At 73.3% G+C, this 17,727-nt stretch carries 10 protein-coding genes; 5 read left to right on the top strand and 5 right to left on the bottom strand.

The genetic code is table 11. The features are described 5' to 3' along the window. Nucleotides 1–5: 5 nt before the first annotated feature. Nucleotides 6–2,507 (bottom strand): protein kinase domain-containing protein, encoded by a 2,502-nt coding sequence (locus IAG42_RS10640; protein ID WP_188336779.1) that lies wholly within the window; start codon nucleotides 2,505–2,507, stop codon nucleotides 6–8. 236 nt (nucleotides 2,508–2,743) lie between these two features. Between IAG42_RS10640 and glgP the strand changes: the two genes are divergently transcribed. Then, entirely contained in the window at nucleotides 2,744–5,320 is a 2,577-nt protein-coding gene (gene glgP / locus IAG42_RS10635) for an alpha-glucan family phosphorylase (protein WP_188336778.1), read from the top strand. Between the two features lie 144 nt (nucleotides 5,321–5,464). Here glgP and IAG42_RS10630 read toward each other — a convergent pair whose 3' ends face one another. The 4 genes from IAG42_RS10630 to IAG42_RS10615 all read right to left on the bottom strand — a co-directional run bounded on the left by IAG42_RS10630 (nucleotide 5,465) and on the right by IAG42_RS10615 (nucleotide 13,866). After that, on the bottom strand, nucleotides 5,465–7,030 hold the full coding sequence (locus IAG42_RS10630) for a M4 family metallopeptidase (protein ID WP_188336777.1): 1,566 nt from the start codon (nucleotides 7,028–7,030) through the stop codon (nucleotides 5,465–5,467). Nucleotides 7,031–7,328: 298 nt separating this feature from the next. Beyond that, nucleotides 7,329–9,416: a M4 family metallopeptidase gene (locus IAG42_RS10625; RefSeq protein ID WP_188336776.1), complete on the bottom strand. Its 2,088-nt coding sequence runs from the start codon at nucleotides 9,414–9,416 to the stop codon at nucleotides 7,329–7,331. Between the two features lie 752 nt (nucleotides 9,417–10,168). Next, nucleotides 10,169–12,052 (bottom strand): ABC transporter ATP-binding protein, encoded by a 1,884-nt coding sequence (locus IAG42_RS10620; protein WP_188336775.1) that lies wholly within the window; start codon nucleotides 12,050–12,052, stop codon nucleotides 10,169–10,171. After that, nucleotides 12,049–13,866, bottom strand: coding sequence for an ABC transporter ATP-binding protein (locus IAG42_RS10615; RefSeq protein WP_188336774.1), 1,818 nt, complete (start codon nucleotides 13,864–13,866; stop codon nucleotides 12,049–12,051). Before IAG42_RS10615 ends, IAG42_RS10620 begins: the two co-directional genes overlap by 4 nt. A 163-nt stretch (nucleotides 13,867–14,029) precedes the next feature. On the opposite strand from IAG42_RS10615, the gene IAG42_RS10610 reads away from it, so the two are divergent. From IAG42_RS10610 to IAG42_RS10595, 4 genes are read left to right on the top strand one after another with little or no spacing between them, the layout of a single operon-like run. Next, nucleotides 14,030–14,950, top strand: a complete 921-nt coding sequence (locus IAG42_RS10610; RefSeq protein ID WP_188336773.1) for an ABC transporter ATP-binding protein — start codon at nucleotides 14,030–14,032, stop codon at nucleotides 14,948–14,950. Continuing rightward, on the top strand, nucleotides 14,947–15,717 hold the full coding sequence (locus tag IAG42_RS10605) for an ABC transporter permease (RefSeq protein WP_188336772.1): 771 nt from the start codon (nucleotides 14,947–14,949) through the stop codon (nucleotides 15,715–15,717). The genes IAG42_RS10610 and IAG42_RS10605 overlap by 4 nt, the downstream gene beginning before the upstream one ends. Before the next feature lie 35 nt (nucleotides 15,718–15,752). Next, nucleotides 15,753–17,048: a sensor histidine kinase gene (locus IAG42_RS10600; RefSeq protein WP_188336771.1), complete on the top strand. Its 1,296-nt coding sequence runs from the start codon at nucleotides 15,753–15,755 to the stop codon at nucleotides 17,046–17,048. Further along, complete coding sequence (locus tag IAG42_RS10595; RefSeq protein WP_188336770.1) at nucleotides 17,038–17,697, top strand: response regulator; 660 nt, start codon at nucleotides 17,038–17,040, stop codon at nucleotides 17,695–17,697. Before IAG42_RS10600 ends, IAG42_RS10595 begins: the two co-directional genes overlap by 11 nt. The last annotated feature ends 30 nt before the right edge of the window (nucleotides 17,698–17,727 follow it).

Raw genomic sequence — 17,727 nt, 5'->3', positions numbered from 1 at the left:
CCGCCTCAGGCGTTCGGGAGGGCGATCGAGGTGACCGCGCCCTGGTCGAAGACGACGTGCGCGACACCGCCGAGCAGCAGCACCTGGGGCACCCGCAGCTCCTCGCTGAACACCGTCCCGTCCTGGTTCGGCTGCGGCTCGTCGCGGTCGCCCGGAGCCCCCGGCAGCGGGAGCTTCCGCAGCTTGCCGGCCCGGCCCGCCGCGTCCAGCGGCAGCAGGTACAGGGCGTGGTTGTCCGCGAAGACGGCCCGGCCGTCGGTCAGGAGCGGGGGCGAGACCCCGGCGCCGAGGCCGGGCAGCGACACCGTGGCCGTGTGCTTGCCGGTGCGCGTGTCCGTGACGGTCAGCCGCTTGCCGGGGCGGTCGAAGGCCAGGGAGAACCGGGCACCGGACGCCGACACGTTGGACAACTGGTCGGAGGGGCCGTCCACGAGCGGCACCGTGTAGTGGCCCACCGGCTTCAGGGTGCGCGGCGTGTACCGGTTGATACGGAAGGCCGTCTTCTCCGAGCCGGTGGACGTCAGGCGCAGGCACTGGATCGTGCCGCCGCCCGAGAAGAGGTGGGGGCAGCCGCCCGGGCCGCCAGAGCCGGCGGTCACGTAACGCTGGCCCATCACGCCGCCGTCGCGCGGGTCGACGGCGGACAGGCCCCCGGGCACGGACACGTACAGCACGCCGTCGACGAGCGCCTCCGGCCCGTACGCGTACTCGGTCGCCTGGTCCGGCACCTCCTGGGACAGCTCGGAGTCCCAGCGCACCGAGCCGTCGTGGAGGTCGTACGCGCGCAGGGACGCGCCCGCCGTCTCGGCGGCCAGCGAGACACCGCCGACCGTCGCGACGACCAGGTCGTCGGTGATCAGCGCGGGGCGGCTGAAATCCCCGCGCCCGGCCGGAGGTTCGGCCTTCCACAAGGTCTTGCCGGTGCGGGAGTCCAGCAGCCGGAGCTCGCCGTACGCGGCGGTGACGGTGCGCCCGCCCCGGCTCTGCGGCGCGACCGCGTGACCGGGCATGAACCGGGTGCCGCCGGGCCCGATGTACGCCTCGTCGACATCGCCCGGGCCGGCGTTCCCGGCGTGCGTCCACAGCCGGTGCCCGTCGGACGGCGACAGGGCCTCGTACGTGCCGTCGGTCCGCAGGCAGACCACGGCCCGGGTGTCGGCGGAGCAGTCCATCGGGGCGTGGTCGAGACGACCCTGCCAGGCCTTCCAGCCGGCGGGGCGCTGGGCCGGGAACTGCGGGACGTACCCGCTGGCGTCGTTGAGTCCGGCGGAGTCGACCCCGGCCAGCGCGGTGAGCTGCGCCGGGGACAGCGTCGTCGTGGGGCCGGGCGCCGCCGAACCGCCGCCCTGGCCGTCGTCGGTACCGCCGGGGTCGCCGCCGCGCAGCGCCAGGTACGCGCCCAGTCCGGCGCCCGCCACCGCGACGGCCGCGACGATCGCGAGGGCCCGCAGCCGGGCGCGCCGCCGGGGCGGCGGGCTCGCCGGGGGTGCGGTGGGGCCGAGCGTCGGGTACTGGTGCGGGGCGAGCGTTCCGGCGCCTTCGGAGCTCCCCGAGCCCCTTGAGCCCTCGGAACCGCCGGAGTTCCCGGAGTTCCCGGGGCTTTCGGAAGGCGGGGCGGGCACCGGGAGCAGAGGGGCGCCCGTCGCGCACAACTGGCGCACGTCGCGCTCCGATTCCGCGATCTCCCGCAGCACCGGCTCGGGCCAGCCGTCCGGACCGTCGGCCGGACGCAGCGCGGCGAACCGGTCCGCCAGCTCCGCCGCGTCCGGCCGGTCCGCCGGGTCCTTCGTCAGGCACGCCGCGAGCAGCGGGCGGACCGGCTCCGGGACCGCGTCGAGGCGGGCCTCCGCCTCCGCCACCCGGAACAGCACCGCCGCGACCGGCCCGTCGCCGAACGGGTCCTCGCCCGTCGCCGCGTACACGAGCACGGACGCCAGACAGAACACGTCCGACGCCGCCACCACGTGCCGCCCGCCCGCGATGTGCTCGGGCGACATGTAGCCGGGGGTGCCGACCACGCGGCCCGTCGAGGTGAGCGTCGTCGCGGCCGCCGTACGGGCCACGCCGAAGTCGATGACCTTGGGCCCGTCGGCGCCGAGCAGCACGTTCGAGGGCTTGAGGTCACGATGGGTGACGCCCGCGGCGTGCACGGCGGCCAGCGCCCGGGCCATTCCCTCGCCGAGCCGGGTCAGCGCCCCGAGCGGCAGCGGCCCGTGCCGGCCCACCGCCTGGGTGAGTGTCGGACCGGCCACGAACTCGGTGGCCAGCCAGGGGAGTTCGGCCGACGCGTCACTGCCGACCAGGCGCGCCGCGTACGGGCTGTCCACGGCCGCGGCGGCCGTCGCCTCCCGGGCGAAGCGCCGCAGATAGGCCTCGTCGCGGGCGGCCTCGTTGCGGATCACCTTCACGGCGGCCAGGTCGTCGGGCCCGTACCCGGCGGCGATCCGCGCCGGCCGGGCCAGGAACACCTCGCCCATCCCGCCCGCGCCCAGACGCGCCAGCGTCACGTACGGTCCTACGGTGCGCGGCGAACGTTCGTGCAGCGGTCCCGGCATGCGAACGCAGCCCCCCAAGTCCCTTGATCCCCACACGTGTTCCGACAGTCTTCCACGCGCGGGGCGCGCACCCGGTTCCGCCCGCCGCCCGTGCCCCCGCCGCGCGCCGTGGCAGGCCCCCGCCTCCACCCCCTACCGTCGAGGGAGCGACCCGCGCCGCCGAGCCCCCACCGCGCGAAAGGGGAACCGTGAAGGCCATCCGCCGATTCACCGTCCGTCCCGTCCTGCCCGGACCGCTCGCCCCGCTCCACGACCTCGCCGGCAATCTGCGCTGGTCCTGGCATCCCGCCACCCGCGACCTGTTCGCCGCCGTCGACCCCGGCCGCTGGGCCGCGTGCGGGCAGGACCCCGTGAAGCTGCTCGGGGACGTGCCGGCGGCCCGGCTCGCGGAACTCGCCGCCGACACGGGTTTCCTGACCCGGCTGCGCGAGGCCGCCGACGAGCTGCGCGCCTACCTGCACGGGGAGCGCTGGTTCCAGCGGTGCGACGGTGAACCGCCCGCCGCCGTCGCCTACTTCTCGCCCGAGTTCGGCATCACCGCCGCGCTGCCCCAGTACTCCGGCGGCCTCGGCATCCTCGCCGGCGACCACCTCAAGGCCGCGAGCGACCTCGGCGTGCCCATCGTCGGCGTCGGACTGCTGTACCGGCACGGGTACTTCCGGCAGTCCCTGTCCCGGGACGGCTGGCAGCAGGAGGCGTACCCCGTCGACGACCCCGACGAGCTGCCGCTGAGCCCGCTGCGCGAGGCCGACGGCACGCCCGCCCGGGTGACGCTCGCCCTGCCCGGCGGGCGCGCGCTGCGGGCCCGGATCTGGCAGGCCCGGGTCGGCCGGGTGCCGCTGCTGCTGCTCGACTCGGACGTCGAGGAGAACGACGGGCCCGCCCGCGAGGTGACCGACCGGCTGTACGGGGGCGGCAGCGAGCACCGGCTGCTCCAGGAGATGCTGCTCGGCATCGGCGGCGTGCGCGCCGTGCGGGCGTACTGCCGGATCACCGGGCACCCCGCGCCGGAGGTCTTCCACAGCAACGAGGGCCACGCGGGCTTCCTCGGCGTCGAGCGGATCGCCGGACACGTCGCCGCCGGCCTGGACTTCGACGCCGCGCTGGAGGCCGTGCGGGCCGGCACCGTCTTCACCACGCACACGCCCGTCCCGGCCGGCATCGACCGCTTCGGACGCGCACTCGTCGCCGCCCACTTCGGCAAGGACGCCGAACTGCCCGACCTGGGCGTGGAGCGGATCCTCGCCCTGGGCGCGGAGACGTACCCGGGCGGCGACCCGCACGTCTTCAACATGGCCGTCATGGGGCTCCGGCTCGCCCAGCGCGCCAACGGGGTCTCGGCCCTGCACGGCAGGGTGAGCCGCGCGATGTTCGCCGGACTGTGGCCCGGGTTCGACGCCGACGAGGTGCCGATCACCTCCGTCACCAACGGTGTGCACGCGCCCACCTGGGTCGCCCCCGAGGTCCTCCGGCTCGGCGCGGACGGGGCGGCGGACCCCGGGGACCCGGCCCGGTTCGACGGCGTCACCGACCAGGAGCTGTGGCGGCTGCGCCGGGAGCTGCGCGGCCGGCTCGTCGACGAGGTGCGCGAGCGGCTCGACGACTCCTGGCGCCGGCGCGGCGCGGGCGCCGCCGAGCGGAGCTGGATCGACGGCGCCCTGGACCCCGACGTCCTCACCATCGGCTTCGCCCGCCGCGTCCCCTCGTACAAGCGGCTCACGCTGATGCTGCGCGACCCGGAGCGGCTGACCAGGCTGCTGCTCGACCCGGAGCGGCCCGTGCAGATCGTCGTCGCGGGCAAGGCGCACCCGGCCGACGACGGCGGCAAGCGGCTGATCCAGGAACTCGTCCGCTTCACCGACGACCCGCGCGTGCGCCACCGCGTCGTCTTCCTGCCCGACTACGGGATGGGCATGGCGCGCACCCTCTACCCCGGCTGCGACGTGTGGCTGAACAACCCCGTACGCCCCCTGGAGGCCTGCGGCACCAGCGGCATGAAGGCCGCCCTGAACGGCTGCCTCAACCTGTCCGTGCCCGACGGCTGGTGGGACGAGTGGTACGAGCCCGACTTCGGCTGGGCGATCCCGCCCGCCGACGGCACCGGCACCGACGAGGACCGGCGCGACGAGCTGGAGGCCGCCGCCCTCTACGACCTGCTGGAACGCCGGGTGACCCCCCTCTTCTACGAGCGCGGCCCGGACGGACGGCCCGACCGCTGGCTCGCGATGGTCCGCGCGACCCTCACCCGGCTCGGCCCCAAGGTCCTCGCCGACCGCATGGTCCGCGCGTACGTGGAGCGGCTCTACGCCCCTGCGGCGCGCTCGGCACGGGCGCTGACCCCGGAGGCGGCGCGGCGGCTCGCGGCCTGGAAGGAACGGGTGCGCGCCGCCTGGCCGCGGGTCGCCGTCACCTACGTGGGAGCACCGAGCGGCACCGCGCTCGGCAGCACCCTGGACCTCCATGTGACGGTGGAACTCGGGGAGTTGACGCCGGACGACGTCGAGGTGCAGGCCGTCGCCGGGCGCGTCGACGCCGAGGACACGCTCGCGCGGCCGACGACCGTACGGCTCGCACCGGCCGGCGGACCGGACGGCGCGGGCCGCTGGTCGTACGCGGGCCCCCTCGCCCTGGACCGCACCGGCCCGTACGGCTACACGGTCCGCGTCCTGCCGCACCACCCGCTGCTCGCGTCCCCGGCGGAGACCGGCCTGGTGGCCGTGCCCGCGCAGGCGGCCGGGGAGGGCGGCGGCGTGCTCCTGCGCTGAACGCGGCCACCCACAGGCACAGACGCGGACGCCCGGGCCGTCGTGACGACGACCCGGGCGCCCGTGAACCACCGGAGGGACTGCTGGTGGAACTACCGCTGAACTACCTCTGGGACTCTCTCGGGAACTGCCGGTGCTGCTGTCTTACTTGACGTTCACGCCGGACCAGGCGGCCTCGACGGCCTTGACCTCGGCCGAGTCGGCCCCGTACAGGTCGGTGGCGGCGCTGATCGTGCCCTTGCGGGCGTCGGCGTAGTCCGTCGTCGACGTGAAGTACGTCGTCAGGGCCTTGAACCAGATCTTCTCGGCCTTGTCCCGGCCGATGCCCGTGACGGTGGAGCCGTCCGAGGTCGGCGAGTCGTAGTCGACGCCGTTGATCGTCTTCTTGCCGCTGCCCTCGCTGAGCAGGTAGAAGAAGTGGTTCGCGATGCCGGAGGAGTAGTGGACGTCCACGTTCCCGGCGTCGGCCGACCAGGAGTCGAGCGAGGAGCCGTCCTTGCTCGGCTTGTCCATGTAGCGCAGCGGCGAGCCGTCGCCGTTGATGTCGATCATCTCGCCGATGAGGTAGTCACCGACGTCCTTGGAGTTGTTCGCGTAGAACTCCACGGACGTGCCGAAGATGTCGGACGTCGCCTCGTTCAGGCCGCCGGACTCGCCCGAGTACTCCATGTTGCCGGTGGCCGCGGTGACGCCGTGGCTCATCTCGTGCGCGGCCACGTCGATCGACGTGAGCGGCTTGGCGTCGCCCTCGCCGTCGCCGTAGGTCATGCAGAAGCAGCTGTCGTCCCAGAACGCGTTGACGTACGCGTTGCCGTAGTGGACCCGGGAGTACGCGCCCTTGCCGTCGCCGTTGATGCCGCTGCGGCCGTGCACGCTCTTGTAGTAGTCCCAGGTGACCTGCGCGCCGTAGGCGGCGTCGACACCGGCGGTGGCGGCGTCGTTGGTGGTGCCGTCACCCCACTTGTCGTCGTCGTCCGTGAACAGCGTGCCCTGGCCGGACTCGCCGTGCTTCAGGTCGTACGTGGAGTGGCCGCCGCGCGTGTCGTCCGTGAGGGCGAACGAGCCGCCGGACTCCTTGCTGCCGACCTCGACGCTGCCGCTGTACTGCGACTCGCCGGTGCCGGTCTTGATGTCGTCGTAGGAGAAGATCTTCTTGCCGGTGGCGGCGTCGGTGATGACGTGCAGGCGGCTCGGAGTGCCGTCCTTCTCCGTGGACTTGACGACCTTCTCGTAGGCCAGGCGCGGGGTGCCGGAGGCGGCCCAGACGACCTTGCGGGCGCCGGACGGAGCGGCCTTCAGCGAGGCGCCCGAGGTCGCCACGTCGATCGACTTGGAGGTGGCGCGGGTGACGCCCTCGCGCGCACCGGACTTGGTCCGGTGGACGACCAGGTCGCCGCCGAGGACGGGCAGGCCCTCATAGGTGCGCTCGTAGCGGGTGTGCGTGGCGCCGTCGCGGTCCTTGACCACGTCACGGACGACCAGCTTCTCCTTGGAGCCGAGCTTCAACTCCTTGGCAGTGTCGGCCGCCTGGGCGCTCGCGTCGTGCATGAGGTCCGCGTGGGCCGTCGCGCTCAGGGCCAGTGGGGTGGCCGAGGGAGCGGAGGGCTGGGCCGAGGCGCCGGTGGTGGTGAGCGCGCCCGTCAGGAGCGCGCCGGCGGCGACGGCCGTGGCGATGGACAGAGTGGTGCGCCGGGATATGTGGGGGGTCACGAAGAAAGCTCCTCTGGAATGTGGGGGGTGAGGATGTGGGGGGTGAGCTTTGCCGTGCGGTACGTGCGGGAAAACTGTGGCAGCCGGAACCCGGAGATGTCATGTACGCAACCGCAGGTTGGCCGGAATTCGTTCGTTGAGCGAAAACTGACGCACGGATTGCGAACGCTCCGCGGCCCCTCCGCCAACTGAACAGGCGCGCCGCACCGGGGAGTTGAACCTCCGGTGCGGCGCGCCCAGTAGAAAGGGGGCTGTCGCGCGGGACCTGTGCGGGTCCCGCGCGGGCCCTGCGTGCGACTTACGGGAACGTCAGCTTGAAGCTGTTGATGTACCCGGTGTCGTAGGACGCCTTGTCCTGGACGCGCAGCTTCCAGGTGCCGTTGGCGACCTCGGAGGAGGCGTTCACGGTGAACGTCTTCTGGATGTTGTCGGCGCTGCCGCCGGACCGGTTGCTCAGGTTGTAGACCGAGCCGTCGGGGGCGACCAGGTCGACGACCAGGTCACCGCTGTAGGTGTGGACGATGTCCACGCCGACCTGGAGGGTCGACGGCGCGTTGCCGCTGACGCCGGAGACCGTCACGGACGAGGTGACCGCCGTACCCGGGTAGTCCGGGATGTTGACGTTCGTGTCGTTGGTGAACACCTTGCCGGTGCCCGGGTCGCCGCCGCCGGAGCGGGTGCCGACGTTGACGCCGGCCCACGCGTCCTGGACCGCCTTGTACTCGGCGGACGTCGTGCCGTACAGGTCGCCGGCCGCCGCGAGCGTGCCGGTGCGGGCCGCCGCGTAGTTGGTGGTCGACGTGAACTTCGTGGTGAGCGCCTTGAACCAGATCAGCGCGGCCTTGTCGCGGCCGATGCCGGTGACCGGGAGGCCGTCGGAGGTCGGCGAGTCGTAGTTGACCCCGTTGACGGTCTTGGCGCCGCTGCCCTCGCTGAGCAGGTAGAAGAAGTGGTTGGCGACACCCGACGAGTAGTGCACGTCGACGTTGCCGACGCCCGAGTACCACGAGTCCTTGGACGCGCCGTCCTTGCTCGGCTTGTCCATGTAACGCAGCGGGGTGCCGTCGCCGTTGATGTCGATCTTCTCGCCGACGAGGTAGTCGCCCGGGTCGGCGGAGGTGTTCGAGTAGAACTCGACGGCCGCGGCCATGATGTCCGAGGTCGCCTCGTTCAGGCCACCGGACTCACCGCTGTAGACCAGGCCCGCGGTGGCCGAGGTGACACCGTGCGTCATCTCGTGCGCCGCCACGTCGAGCGAGGTCAGCGGGGCGGCGTTGTTGGTGCCGTCGCCGTACGTCATGCAGAAGCAGCTGTCGTCCCAGAACGCGTTGACGTAGTTGTTGCCGTAGTGCACCCGGCTGTACGCGCCGACACCGTCCCCACGGATGCCGCTGCGGCCCTGCACGTTCTTGTAGTAGTCCCACGTCTCCGCGGCGCCGTACGCGGCGTCGGCGCCCGCCGTCTCCAGGTTGGAGGGGGAGCCGTTGCCCCACACGTCGTCGGAGCCCGAGAAGAGCGTGCCGGTGCCCGACGTGCCGTGGTTCAGGTTGTACGTCTTGTGGCCGCCGCGGGCGCCGTCGGTCAGGTTGTACGTCGAACCCGACTGCGTGGAGCCCAGGGTGACCTGGCCGCTGTACTGCGTGTTGCCCGTGCCGTTCTCGATGCCCTGCCACTCGTGCAGCTTCTTGCCGGTCGCCGCGTCGGTGATGACGTGCAGCTCGTTGGGCGTGCCGTCGTCCTGGAGGCCCCCGACCACCGTCTCGTACGCGAGCGTGGGCTGCCCCTTGGAACCCTCGCCCAGCCACACGACCTTGCGCGGCGCCCGGTCGGCCTCGGTCCGCTTCGAACCGTCGGCCTTCGCCAGCTTCAGCGCCTGCGCCTCGGCCGTCGCCGGCTTCACGTCCGCCGTGGTGTCCACGCCCTTGAGCTGCGCCTTGGACGCCTTCGTCACGCCCTGCCGCGCACCGGACTTCGCGGTGTCGACGACCATGTCGCCGCCCAGGACGGGCAGACCCGCGTAGGTCCGCTCGTAGCGGGTGTGCGTCGTGCCGTCGCGGTCCTGGATCACGTCGCGGACGACGAGCTTCTCCTGGGCGCCCAGGCGCAGGTCCTTGGCGGTGTCCGCCTTGCCGGCGTTCGCCTTGCGGATCAGCTCGGCGCGCTGGGAGGGGGTCAGCTTCGCGGGCAGGGCGCCCTTGTCGGCGCCGCGCGCCATGTTCGCGGTGACCTTCGCGGCGGCGGGGCCGCCGTCACGGGCGTCGGCCGCGGTGGCCGGACCCGACTGGAACGCCACGGCCAGCAGGGCCGATACGGCGCCCACGGCCGCGGCGGCGGTCGCGCGGCGTCGGACGGAGGCGGATCTGTGGGAGGTGGAGGTGCTTCTCAACGCGGGACTCCTTCTGCGTGGCCGCCTGGGTGCGCGGCCAGTGGGGAACGGACGGCGGTGGCCGTCCGGGCAGAACGCAGTGCGTCTGTGCCTTGGTGCGTCGGTACAGCGGTGCTTCTGCGCAGCGGTGCGGCCGTGCAGGGCGCGGTGGTGCGCAGGGATGTGCTGTGGCCGGCCGCGGTGAGCTGTGGGGCAGCTGCGCGGTGGCCGAGGGAAGAGTGGCAGCAGAGAGCGCCGTCTGTCAGGAGCGCATCAAGAGGTTGGCCGGAATTGGTTCGGTGCGCGGGTGGTCATGTTCGATATGCGGAGGGGGAGTTGGGGCGGTGCGGGGGGTCCCGGGCGCCTGTCACCTCGGGGAACGTCTCGGCCGGGCGGGTGGCCCCGCCCGTGGAACCGCTCCCTCCGGGCCGCACGCCGGACTCCGGTGACTCAGGAGTAGCGGGGGCTTGAAGTCGCTGCGGTGGCTTGAATTGATCGGTGAGGGAGAGTCTCGTCGTCGGGTGCCGGATCCGCGCCGCGGTGCCTCGCGCTCTCGTCGCCGGGTGCGCCACCGTCGTGGCTGGTCGCGCAGTTCCCCGCGCCCCTGACGGGGCGCACCTACCCGGAGCCCCGCCCCGGGCCCCTGGGGGCGCACGGAGTGTGCCCATCAGGGGCGCGGGGAACTGCGCGACCAGCCACGACGGCGCAGCACCCCGCGACGATCCTCGGCCCCTACGGCGGGGTCGATCCTCGGGTCGGCCCCCGCGCCAGGGTCAGTGGATGCTGTCCCGCCAGGCCTGGTGGAGCGTCGCGAACGTGCCCGTGCCGGAGATGAGTTCGGACGGCGGGCCGTCCTCCACCACGCGGCCGTGAGCCATCACCAGAACCCGGTCCGCGATCTCCACCGTCGAGAGCCGGTGCGCGATCACCACCGCGGTGCGCCCACGCAACACCGTCCGCATCGCGCGCTGCACCGCCCGCTCCCCGGGAATGTCGAGCGAGCTCGTCGCCTCGTCCAGGATCAGCACCGCCGGATCCGCGAGCAGCGCCCGCGCGAACGCCACCAACTGCCGCTGACCGGCCGAGATGCGCCCGCCGCGCTTGCGCACGTCCGTGTCGTACCCGTCCGGCAGCGCCATGATGAAGTCGTGCGCGCCGATCGCCTTCGCCGCCCGCTCGATCTCCTCCCGGCTCGCCTCGGGCCGCCCGATCGCGATGTTCTCCGCGACCGTCCCGGAGAACAGGAACGCCTCCTGCGTCACCATCACCACCCCGCGCCGCAGCGCCGCCGTGGACAGCTCCCGCAGGTCGACCCCGTCGAGCAGCACCTGCCCGTGCGAGGGATCGTAGAAGCGGGCCAGGAGCTTCGCGAGGGTCGACTTGCCCGCGCCGGTCGAACCGACGACCGCGACCGTCTGCCCGGCCGGCATCCGCAGGTCGAAGCGCGGCAGCACCTCGCCACCGGTGCGGTACCCGAACGACACGTCCCGGAACTCGACGTCCCGGCCCGGCAGTTCACCGCTCCGCTCCGGCAGCTCGCGCGGCGCGCCCGGCTCCGGCACCGACGGCACCTGCTCCAGCAGCCCCGCGATCTTCTTCAGTGACGCCGCCGCGGACTCGTACGAGTTGAGGAACATCGCGAGCCGGTCGATCGGGTCGTACAGCCGCCGCACGAACAGGACCGCCGCCGCCAGCACCCCCAGCGCGAGCGTCCCGCCCGCCACCCGGTAGGCACCCCACAGGACCATTCCGGCCACCGCCGTGTTCGCGATGATCCGCGAGCCGACGACGTAGCGGGCCATCTCCAGCATCGCCGTGCCGTTCGCCCGCTCGTGCCGGTGGTTGAGCCGCCCGAAGTCCGCGTCGTTCGCGTCCTCGCGGCGGAACGCCCGCACCGGCCGGACCCCGTTCATCGTCTCGACGAACTTCACGATGACCGCCGCGATCGCCGAGGACCGCTCCCCGTACGCGCGCGCCGCCCGCCGCCGGTACAGCCGGATCAGCACGTACAGCGGCACGAACGAGACCGCCGCGACCGCGCCGATGCCCAGGTCGAGCCAGAGCAGCATCACCGTGATGTAGACGGAGGCCAGAATGACGTTGACCAGTTCCTGCAGGCCCTCGCTGAGCAGCTCGCGCAGCGACTCGACGTCCGTCGTGGCCCGCGAGATGACCCGGCCCGAGGTGTACCGGTCGTGGAAGTCGACGCTCAGCGCCTGCGCGTGCCGGAAGATCCGGCCGCGCAGATCGAGCAGCACGTCCTGACTGACCCGGGCCGACAGCTGGATGTACGCGTACAGGAACGCGGCCGAGCAGCACGCCGCGAGCAGGAACCCGACCCCGACCGCGATCAGCGGCCCGTAGGAGTCGTCGCGGAGCGCGGGCACCGCCCGGTCGATCGCGTACGCCACGAGCAGCGGCCCCGACTGCACCGCGCCCTGCTGCAACAGCAGCGCCAGCACCGTCAGCCACACCCCGCGCCGGTGCGGCCGCAGCAAGGACCGCAGCAGGGCGCCGGTCGCGCCCTTGCGCGTAGGGAGATCGTCCTGGTCGAACGGGTCGCCGGGAGCCGGCGGACCGGCGGCCGGCGGCGACTGCGGATGCGGCTCGTCGTCCGGGCCCGTGGCCTCGACCGGCTTTCCTGTGGTCGTCGTCATGCCTGCGCCGCCCTTTCCGGGTCCGTGTCGTCCCCCGACATCAGATGCCGGTACTCCGCGTTCGTGCGCAGGAGCTCGTGGTGCGTGCCCACCGCCGTGACCCGGCCCTCCGAGAGGAGAGCGACGCGGTCCGCGAGGAGGACCGTCGACGGGCGGTGCGCGACCACCAGGGCGGTGCTGTCGGCCAGGACACGGCGCAGGGCCGCCTCCACCGCCGCCTCCGTGTGCACGTCGAGCGCCGACAGCGGGTCGTCCAGGATCAGGAAGCGCGGGGCGCCCACCACCGAGCGGGCCAGCGCCAGACGCTGGCGCTGCCCGCCCGACAGACTCAGACCCTGCTCACCGACCTCGGTCGCCGCACCCTGCGGCAGCCGCGCCACGAAGTCCGCCTGCGCGACGCCCAGCGCCCGCTCCAGCTCCGCGTCCCCCGCGCCGGGAGCCCCCATCCGCACGTTCTCCGCGACCGACGCCGAGAACAGCGTGGGCTCCTCGAACGCCATCGACACCAGCGTGCGCAGCTCCGCGCGCGACATCGCCGCGATGTCCCGCCCGTCGAGCGTGATCCGGCCCCCCGTCACGTCGTACAGGCGCGGCACCAGCGCGGTGAGCGTCGTCTTGCCGCTGCCGGTCGCCCCGACCAGCGCCATCGTCTCGCCCGAGCGGATGTGCAGGTCGACGCGGCGCAGCGTCGGCACGGAGCCCGCCTCCGCGTCCGGGTAGCGGAACTCGACGCCGTCGAAGCGCAGCCCGTCCCCGCCCGCGACGGCCCCCGGGGCCACCGCGTCCGGCTCGGTCTCCTCCGGTTCGTCCATGACCTCGAAGAAGCGCCGCGTCGCCGTCGCCGCCTCCTGGCTCATCGCCAGCAGGAAGCCGATCGACTCGATCGGCCAGCGCAGCGCCAGCGCCGTGGACAGGAACGCGACCAGCGTGCCCGCCGACAGACCGCCGTCCGCGACCTGCACCGTCCCCAGGACGAGCGCCGCGCCGAGCGCCGCCTCCGGCAGGAGCGTGATGACCGCCAGGATCCCGGCGAGCAGCCGCGCCTTGACCAGCTCCGTGCCGCGCAGCGTCCGCGACAGGTCGCGGAAGGCGCGGGCCTGGCTGCGGTGCCGCCCGAAGCCCTTGATGATCCGGATGCCGAGCACCGACTCCTCGACGACCGTGGTCAGATCGCCGACCTGGTCCTGGGCCCGCCGCGACGCGTCCGCGTACCCGTGCTCGAACCGGTAGCAGACCGCGATCAGCGGGACCGCCGGCGCGAGCAGCACCAGACCGAGCCCCCAGTCCTGCACGACGAGCAGCGCGAGGCCCGCCACGATCGTCACCCCGTTGACGATCAGGAACGTCAGCGGGAAGGCCAGGAACATCCGCACGACCATCAGGTCCGTCGTCGCGCGCGACAGCAACTGACCCGAGGCCCACCGGTCGTGGAACGCCACCGGAAGCCGCTGCAGATGCCGGTACAGATCGGCCCGCATCGCCGCCTCGACCCCGGCCAGCGGCCGCGCCACCAGCCAGCGCCGCAGCCCGAACAGCAGCGCCTCCGCGAGACCCAGCGCGAGCAGCACCCCCGCCCCGAGCCACACCCCGCCCGGATCCCGGTCGGCCACCGGACCGTCCACGATCCACTTCAGCACCAGCGGGAACACGAGCCCCAGACAGGAGGCGACGACGGCCACCACCGCCGCCCCCGTCCAGCGCGCCCGCACGGGCCGCACGTACGGCCACAGGCGCAGCAACGCCCGCACGGCCGACCGCCGTTCGCCTCCGGTCGCCGGTCCAGGATCCGTGGTGGGTGCAAGTGAAGTGGCCATCAGGAGTGAGACTACGGATCGCCACTGACATCTTTCACCGGGTTTTCCGGCCCCCCGGGCCGGTCCGCGCCCCGGAGTCGTACCCGTATCAACCGATCGGCTGATACGCGCTCGAGCGCGTCGGCCGATACCGCGCCCGGCCCCCGCGCGGGACGCTGAAGCCATGACGATCACCAGTGCACCACTCATCGAGGTCGCGGGGCTGCGCAAGACGTACGCCGGGCGGGCCGTCGTCGACGGTGTCTCGTTCGGTGTCCAGGAGGGGGAGATCTTCGGCGTCCTCGGCCCGAACGGCGCCGGCAAGACCACCACCGTCGAGTGCGTGGAGGGCCTGCGCACCCCCGACGCCGGCACCGTCCGGGTCGCGGGCCTCGACCCCGTACGCGACCACGAGCAGGTCACCCGCATCCTCGGCGCCCAGCTCCAGGAGAGCGAGATCCAGCCGAAGCTCACCGTGCGCGAGGCCCTGGAGCTGTACGCCTCCTTCTACCCCGACCCCCTGGACTGGCGCCCGCTGGCCGAGCGGCTGCGGCTCACCGACAAGCTCGGCACCCGCTTCGCCCGGCTGAGCGGCGGCCAGAAACAGCGCCTGTTCATCGCGCTCGCCCTCGTCGGCAACCCCCGCGTCGTCGTCCTCGACGAACTCACCACCGGGCTCGACCCGCGCTCGCGCCGCGACACCTGGCAGCTCATCGAGGAGGTCCGCGACAGCGGCGTGACCGTCCTGCTCGTCACCCACTTCATGGAGGAGGCACAGCGCCTCTGCGACCGCATCGCGGTCATCGACCAGGGGCGGGTCGCCGCGCTCGACACCCCCGACGGACTGATCCGGCAGGCCGCCGGAGCCATCGTCATCTCCTTCACCCCCTCCGCCCCGCTCGACGAGCGCGAACTCGCGGCCCTGCCCGCCCTCGCCTCCGTCGCCCACAAGGACGGCCGCGTCACCCTCACCGGCGGCGAGGCGACCGTCGACGCGCTCCTCACCCTGCTCGCCCGGCAGCACGTCACCGCCCACCAACTCCGGGTCTCCGACGCCACGTTGGACGACGCGTTCCTCGACCTGACAGGAGCCGGCCAGTCATGAGCACCGTCACCCTCGCCGCCCCGGCCCAGACCGCCCGCCGCGCCGTCCTCACCGCCGAGTTCCGCCTCTTCCGGCGCGAACCCGGCAGCCTCGTCGGCATCCTCCTCTTCCCCGTCGCCCTCCTCGTGATCCTCGGCTCCATCCCCGCCTTCCGGGAGGCCGACGACAGCCTCGGCGGCATCCGGCTCGTCGACGCCTACGTCCCCGTCACCGTGCTCCTCGGCATGATCGCGGGCGGCCTCCAGTCGATGCCGCCGATCATCACCGGCTACCGCGAACGCGGCATCCTGCGCCGCATGTCGACGACGCCCGTACGGCCGTCCGCGCTGATCGGCGCCCAGATGGGCATCCACGGCGCCGCCGTCCTCGTCTCCGCCGCGCTCTGCCTCGCCGTCGGCCGCCTCGCCTTCGACGTGGCCCTGCCCCGCCAGCTCTTCGGCTACCTGCTGGCCCTCGTCCTCGCCGTGGCCGTCGCCCTCGCCCTCGGCGCCGTCGTCTGCGCCCGCGCCGGCACGACGAAGATCTCCACGGCCATCGGCACCGTCGTGTTCTTCCCGTCCATGTTCACCGCGGGCGTCTGGCTGCCGGTGCAGTCGATGCCGGACGCACTGGCGCACATCGTCGAGCTGACCCCGTTCGGCGCCGCCGCGCAGGCCCTCGACCAGGCCGCGGCCGGCCACTGGCCCGGCACCGTCCACCTGCTCGTCGTCGCCGCCTGGGCGGTGGCCCTGTCCGCCGCGGCCGCCCGCTGGTTCCGCTGGGAGTGACCGTGCCGCAGGCCCCGTGGAGGCAGACTGACCGAGTGATCAACGGACCCGCGCCCGAGCGCACCGCCGCCGAACTCGCCGACGCCGTCGCCACCGCCGAGGACCCCTGGCGCGTCGTGCACCGCTACGGCGCGTACGTCCTGCTCGCCATCGGCACCGTTCTGATCGCCGCCACCTCCGACGTCATCGGCATGGACCGCACCCAGTGGTGGATCGCCGGCAGCCTCATCGTCACCGCGCTCGCCCTCCAGGTGTGGTGGACCCTCACCGAACCGGCCGTACCGCGCCCGTCCGCCGTCAGCGCGCTCTTCTACTGGGTGCGCTGGGCGATCGGCTTCGTCGTCGCGCTCATCAACCCGTTCTTCGCCTTCTTCGCGGCCGTCGGCTACTACGACGCCGACCGGCTGCTGCCGCGCCGCCAGCAGAAACCCGGCATCCTCGCCTCCGTGATCATCGTGGCGGGCGCCCAGAGCGGCGGCCTGCCGCCCCGCGGACCGCTCGGCTGGTCCGTGTTCGGCGCGCTCATCGTCGCCAACATGGCCTTCGTCGTCATCACCGGACACCTCCAGGAGAAGGAGCAGGAGCGGGCCCGCGTCCAGGTCCGCACCATCCACGAACTCGCCCGGACCAACGCGGCACTCCAGCAGGCCCTCGACGAGAACGCCGCCCTGCACGCCCAACTCCTGCTCCAGGCACGGGAGGCGGGCGTCGCCGACGAACGCCGCCGGCTCGCCGCCGAGATCCACGACACCATCGCCCAGGGGCTGACCGGCATCATCGCCCAGCTCCAGGTCGTCGCCGGCGCCCCCACCCTCGCCGTCGCCCGCGAACACCTCGACCGCGCCAGCGACCTGGCCCGGCACAGCCTCGGCGAGGCCCGCCGCTCCGTCCACAACCTCGCCCCCGCCGCCCTCGCCGACGCCACCCTCCCCGAGGCGCTCAAGAAGACCGTCGCCGACTGGGGCACCCGCACCGGCGTGCGCGCCGAGTTCACCCTCACCGGCACCGCCCAGCCCCTGCACGAGGAGATCGAGGCCACCCTCCTGCGCATCACCGAGGAGGCCCTCTCCAACGCCGCCCGCCACGCCCACGCCGGCCGGCTCGGCGTCACCCTCTCCTTCATGGCCGGCGAGGTCACCCTCGACGTCCGCGACGACGGCCGCGGCTTCGACCCGCTCACCCTGCCCGCCCGGACCGGCAGCGGCGGCTTCGGCCTCGACGGCATGCGCGCCCGCGCCGAACGCCTCGCCGGCGACGTCACCGTCGAGTCCGAGCCGGGCGGCGGCACGGCGATCTCCGCTCGCGTACCTTTGGTGCCCCATGACCAGTGAAGCCCCCGGCGGCGCCGCCCCGATCAGCCTCCTCATCGTCGACGACCACCCCGTCGTACGGAACGGCCTGCGCGGCATGTTCGAGTCCGCCCCCGGGTTCACCGTCCTCGGCGAGGCCGCCGACGGCGTCGAGGGCGTCGCCCGCGCCGCCGAACTCGACCCCGACGTCGTCCTCATGGACCTGCGCATGCCCGGCGGCGGGGGAGTCGACGCGATCAGGGAACTGACCCGCCGCGGCGCCCGCGCCCGGGTCCTCGTCCTGACCACCTACGACACCGACTCCGACACCCTCCCCGCGATCGAGGCCGGCGCCACCGGCTACCTCCTCAAGGACGCCCCGCGCGAGGAACTCTTCACCGCCGTCCGCGCCGCCGCCGAAGGACGCACCGTCCTGTCGCCCGCCGTCGCGTCCCGCCTGGTCACCGCCGTCCGCACCCCGGCCGCCTCCGCCGACGAGACCCTCTCCGCACGCGAGCGCGAGGTCCTCCTCCTCGTCTCCAAGGGCACCTCCAACAAGGAGATCGCCCGCGAACTGTTCATCAGCGAGGCCACCGTGAAGACCCATCTCACCCACATCTACGCCAAGTTGGGCGTCAAGGACCGCGCGGCGGCGGTCGCCGTGGCGTACGACCGGAAAATTCTCGGATAGCCGCCCCGGCCGGTCCGTCCCCATACTGGA

Origin of the sequence: Streptomyces xanthii (genome assembly GCF_014621695.1) — a bacterium.
GTDB classification, from domain to species: Bacteria; Actinomycetota; Actinomycetes; order Streptomycetales; family Streptomycetaceae; genus Streptomyces; species Streptomyces xanthii.
This window is presented reverse-complemented; position numbering and strand designations above follow the sequence as displayed.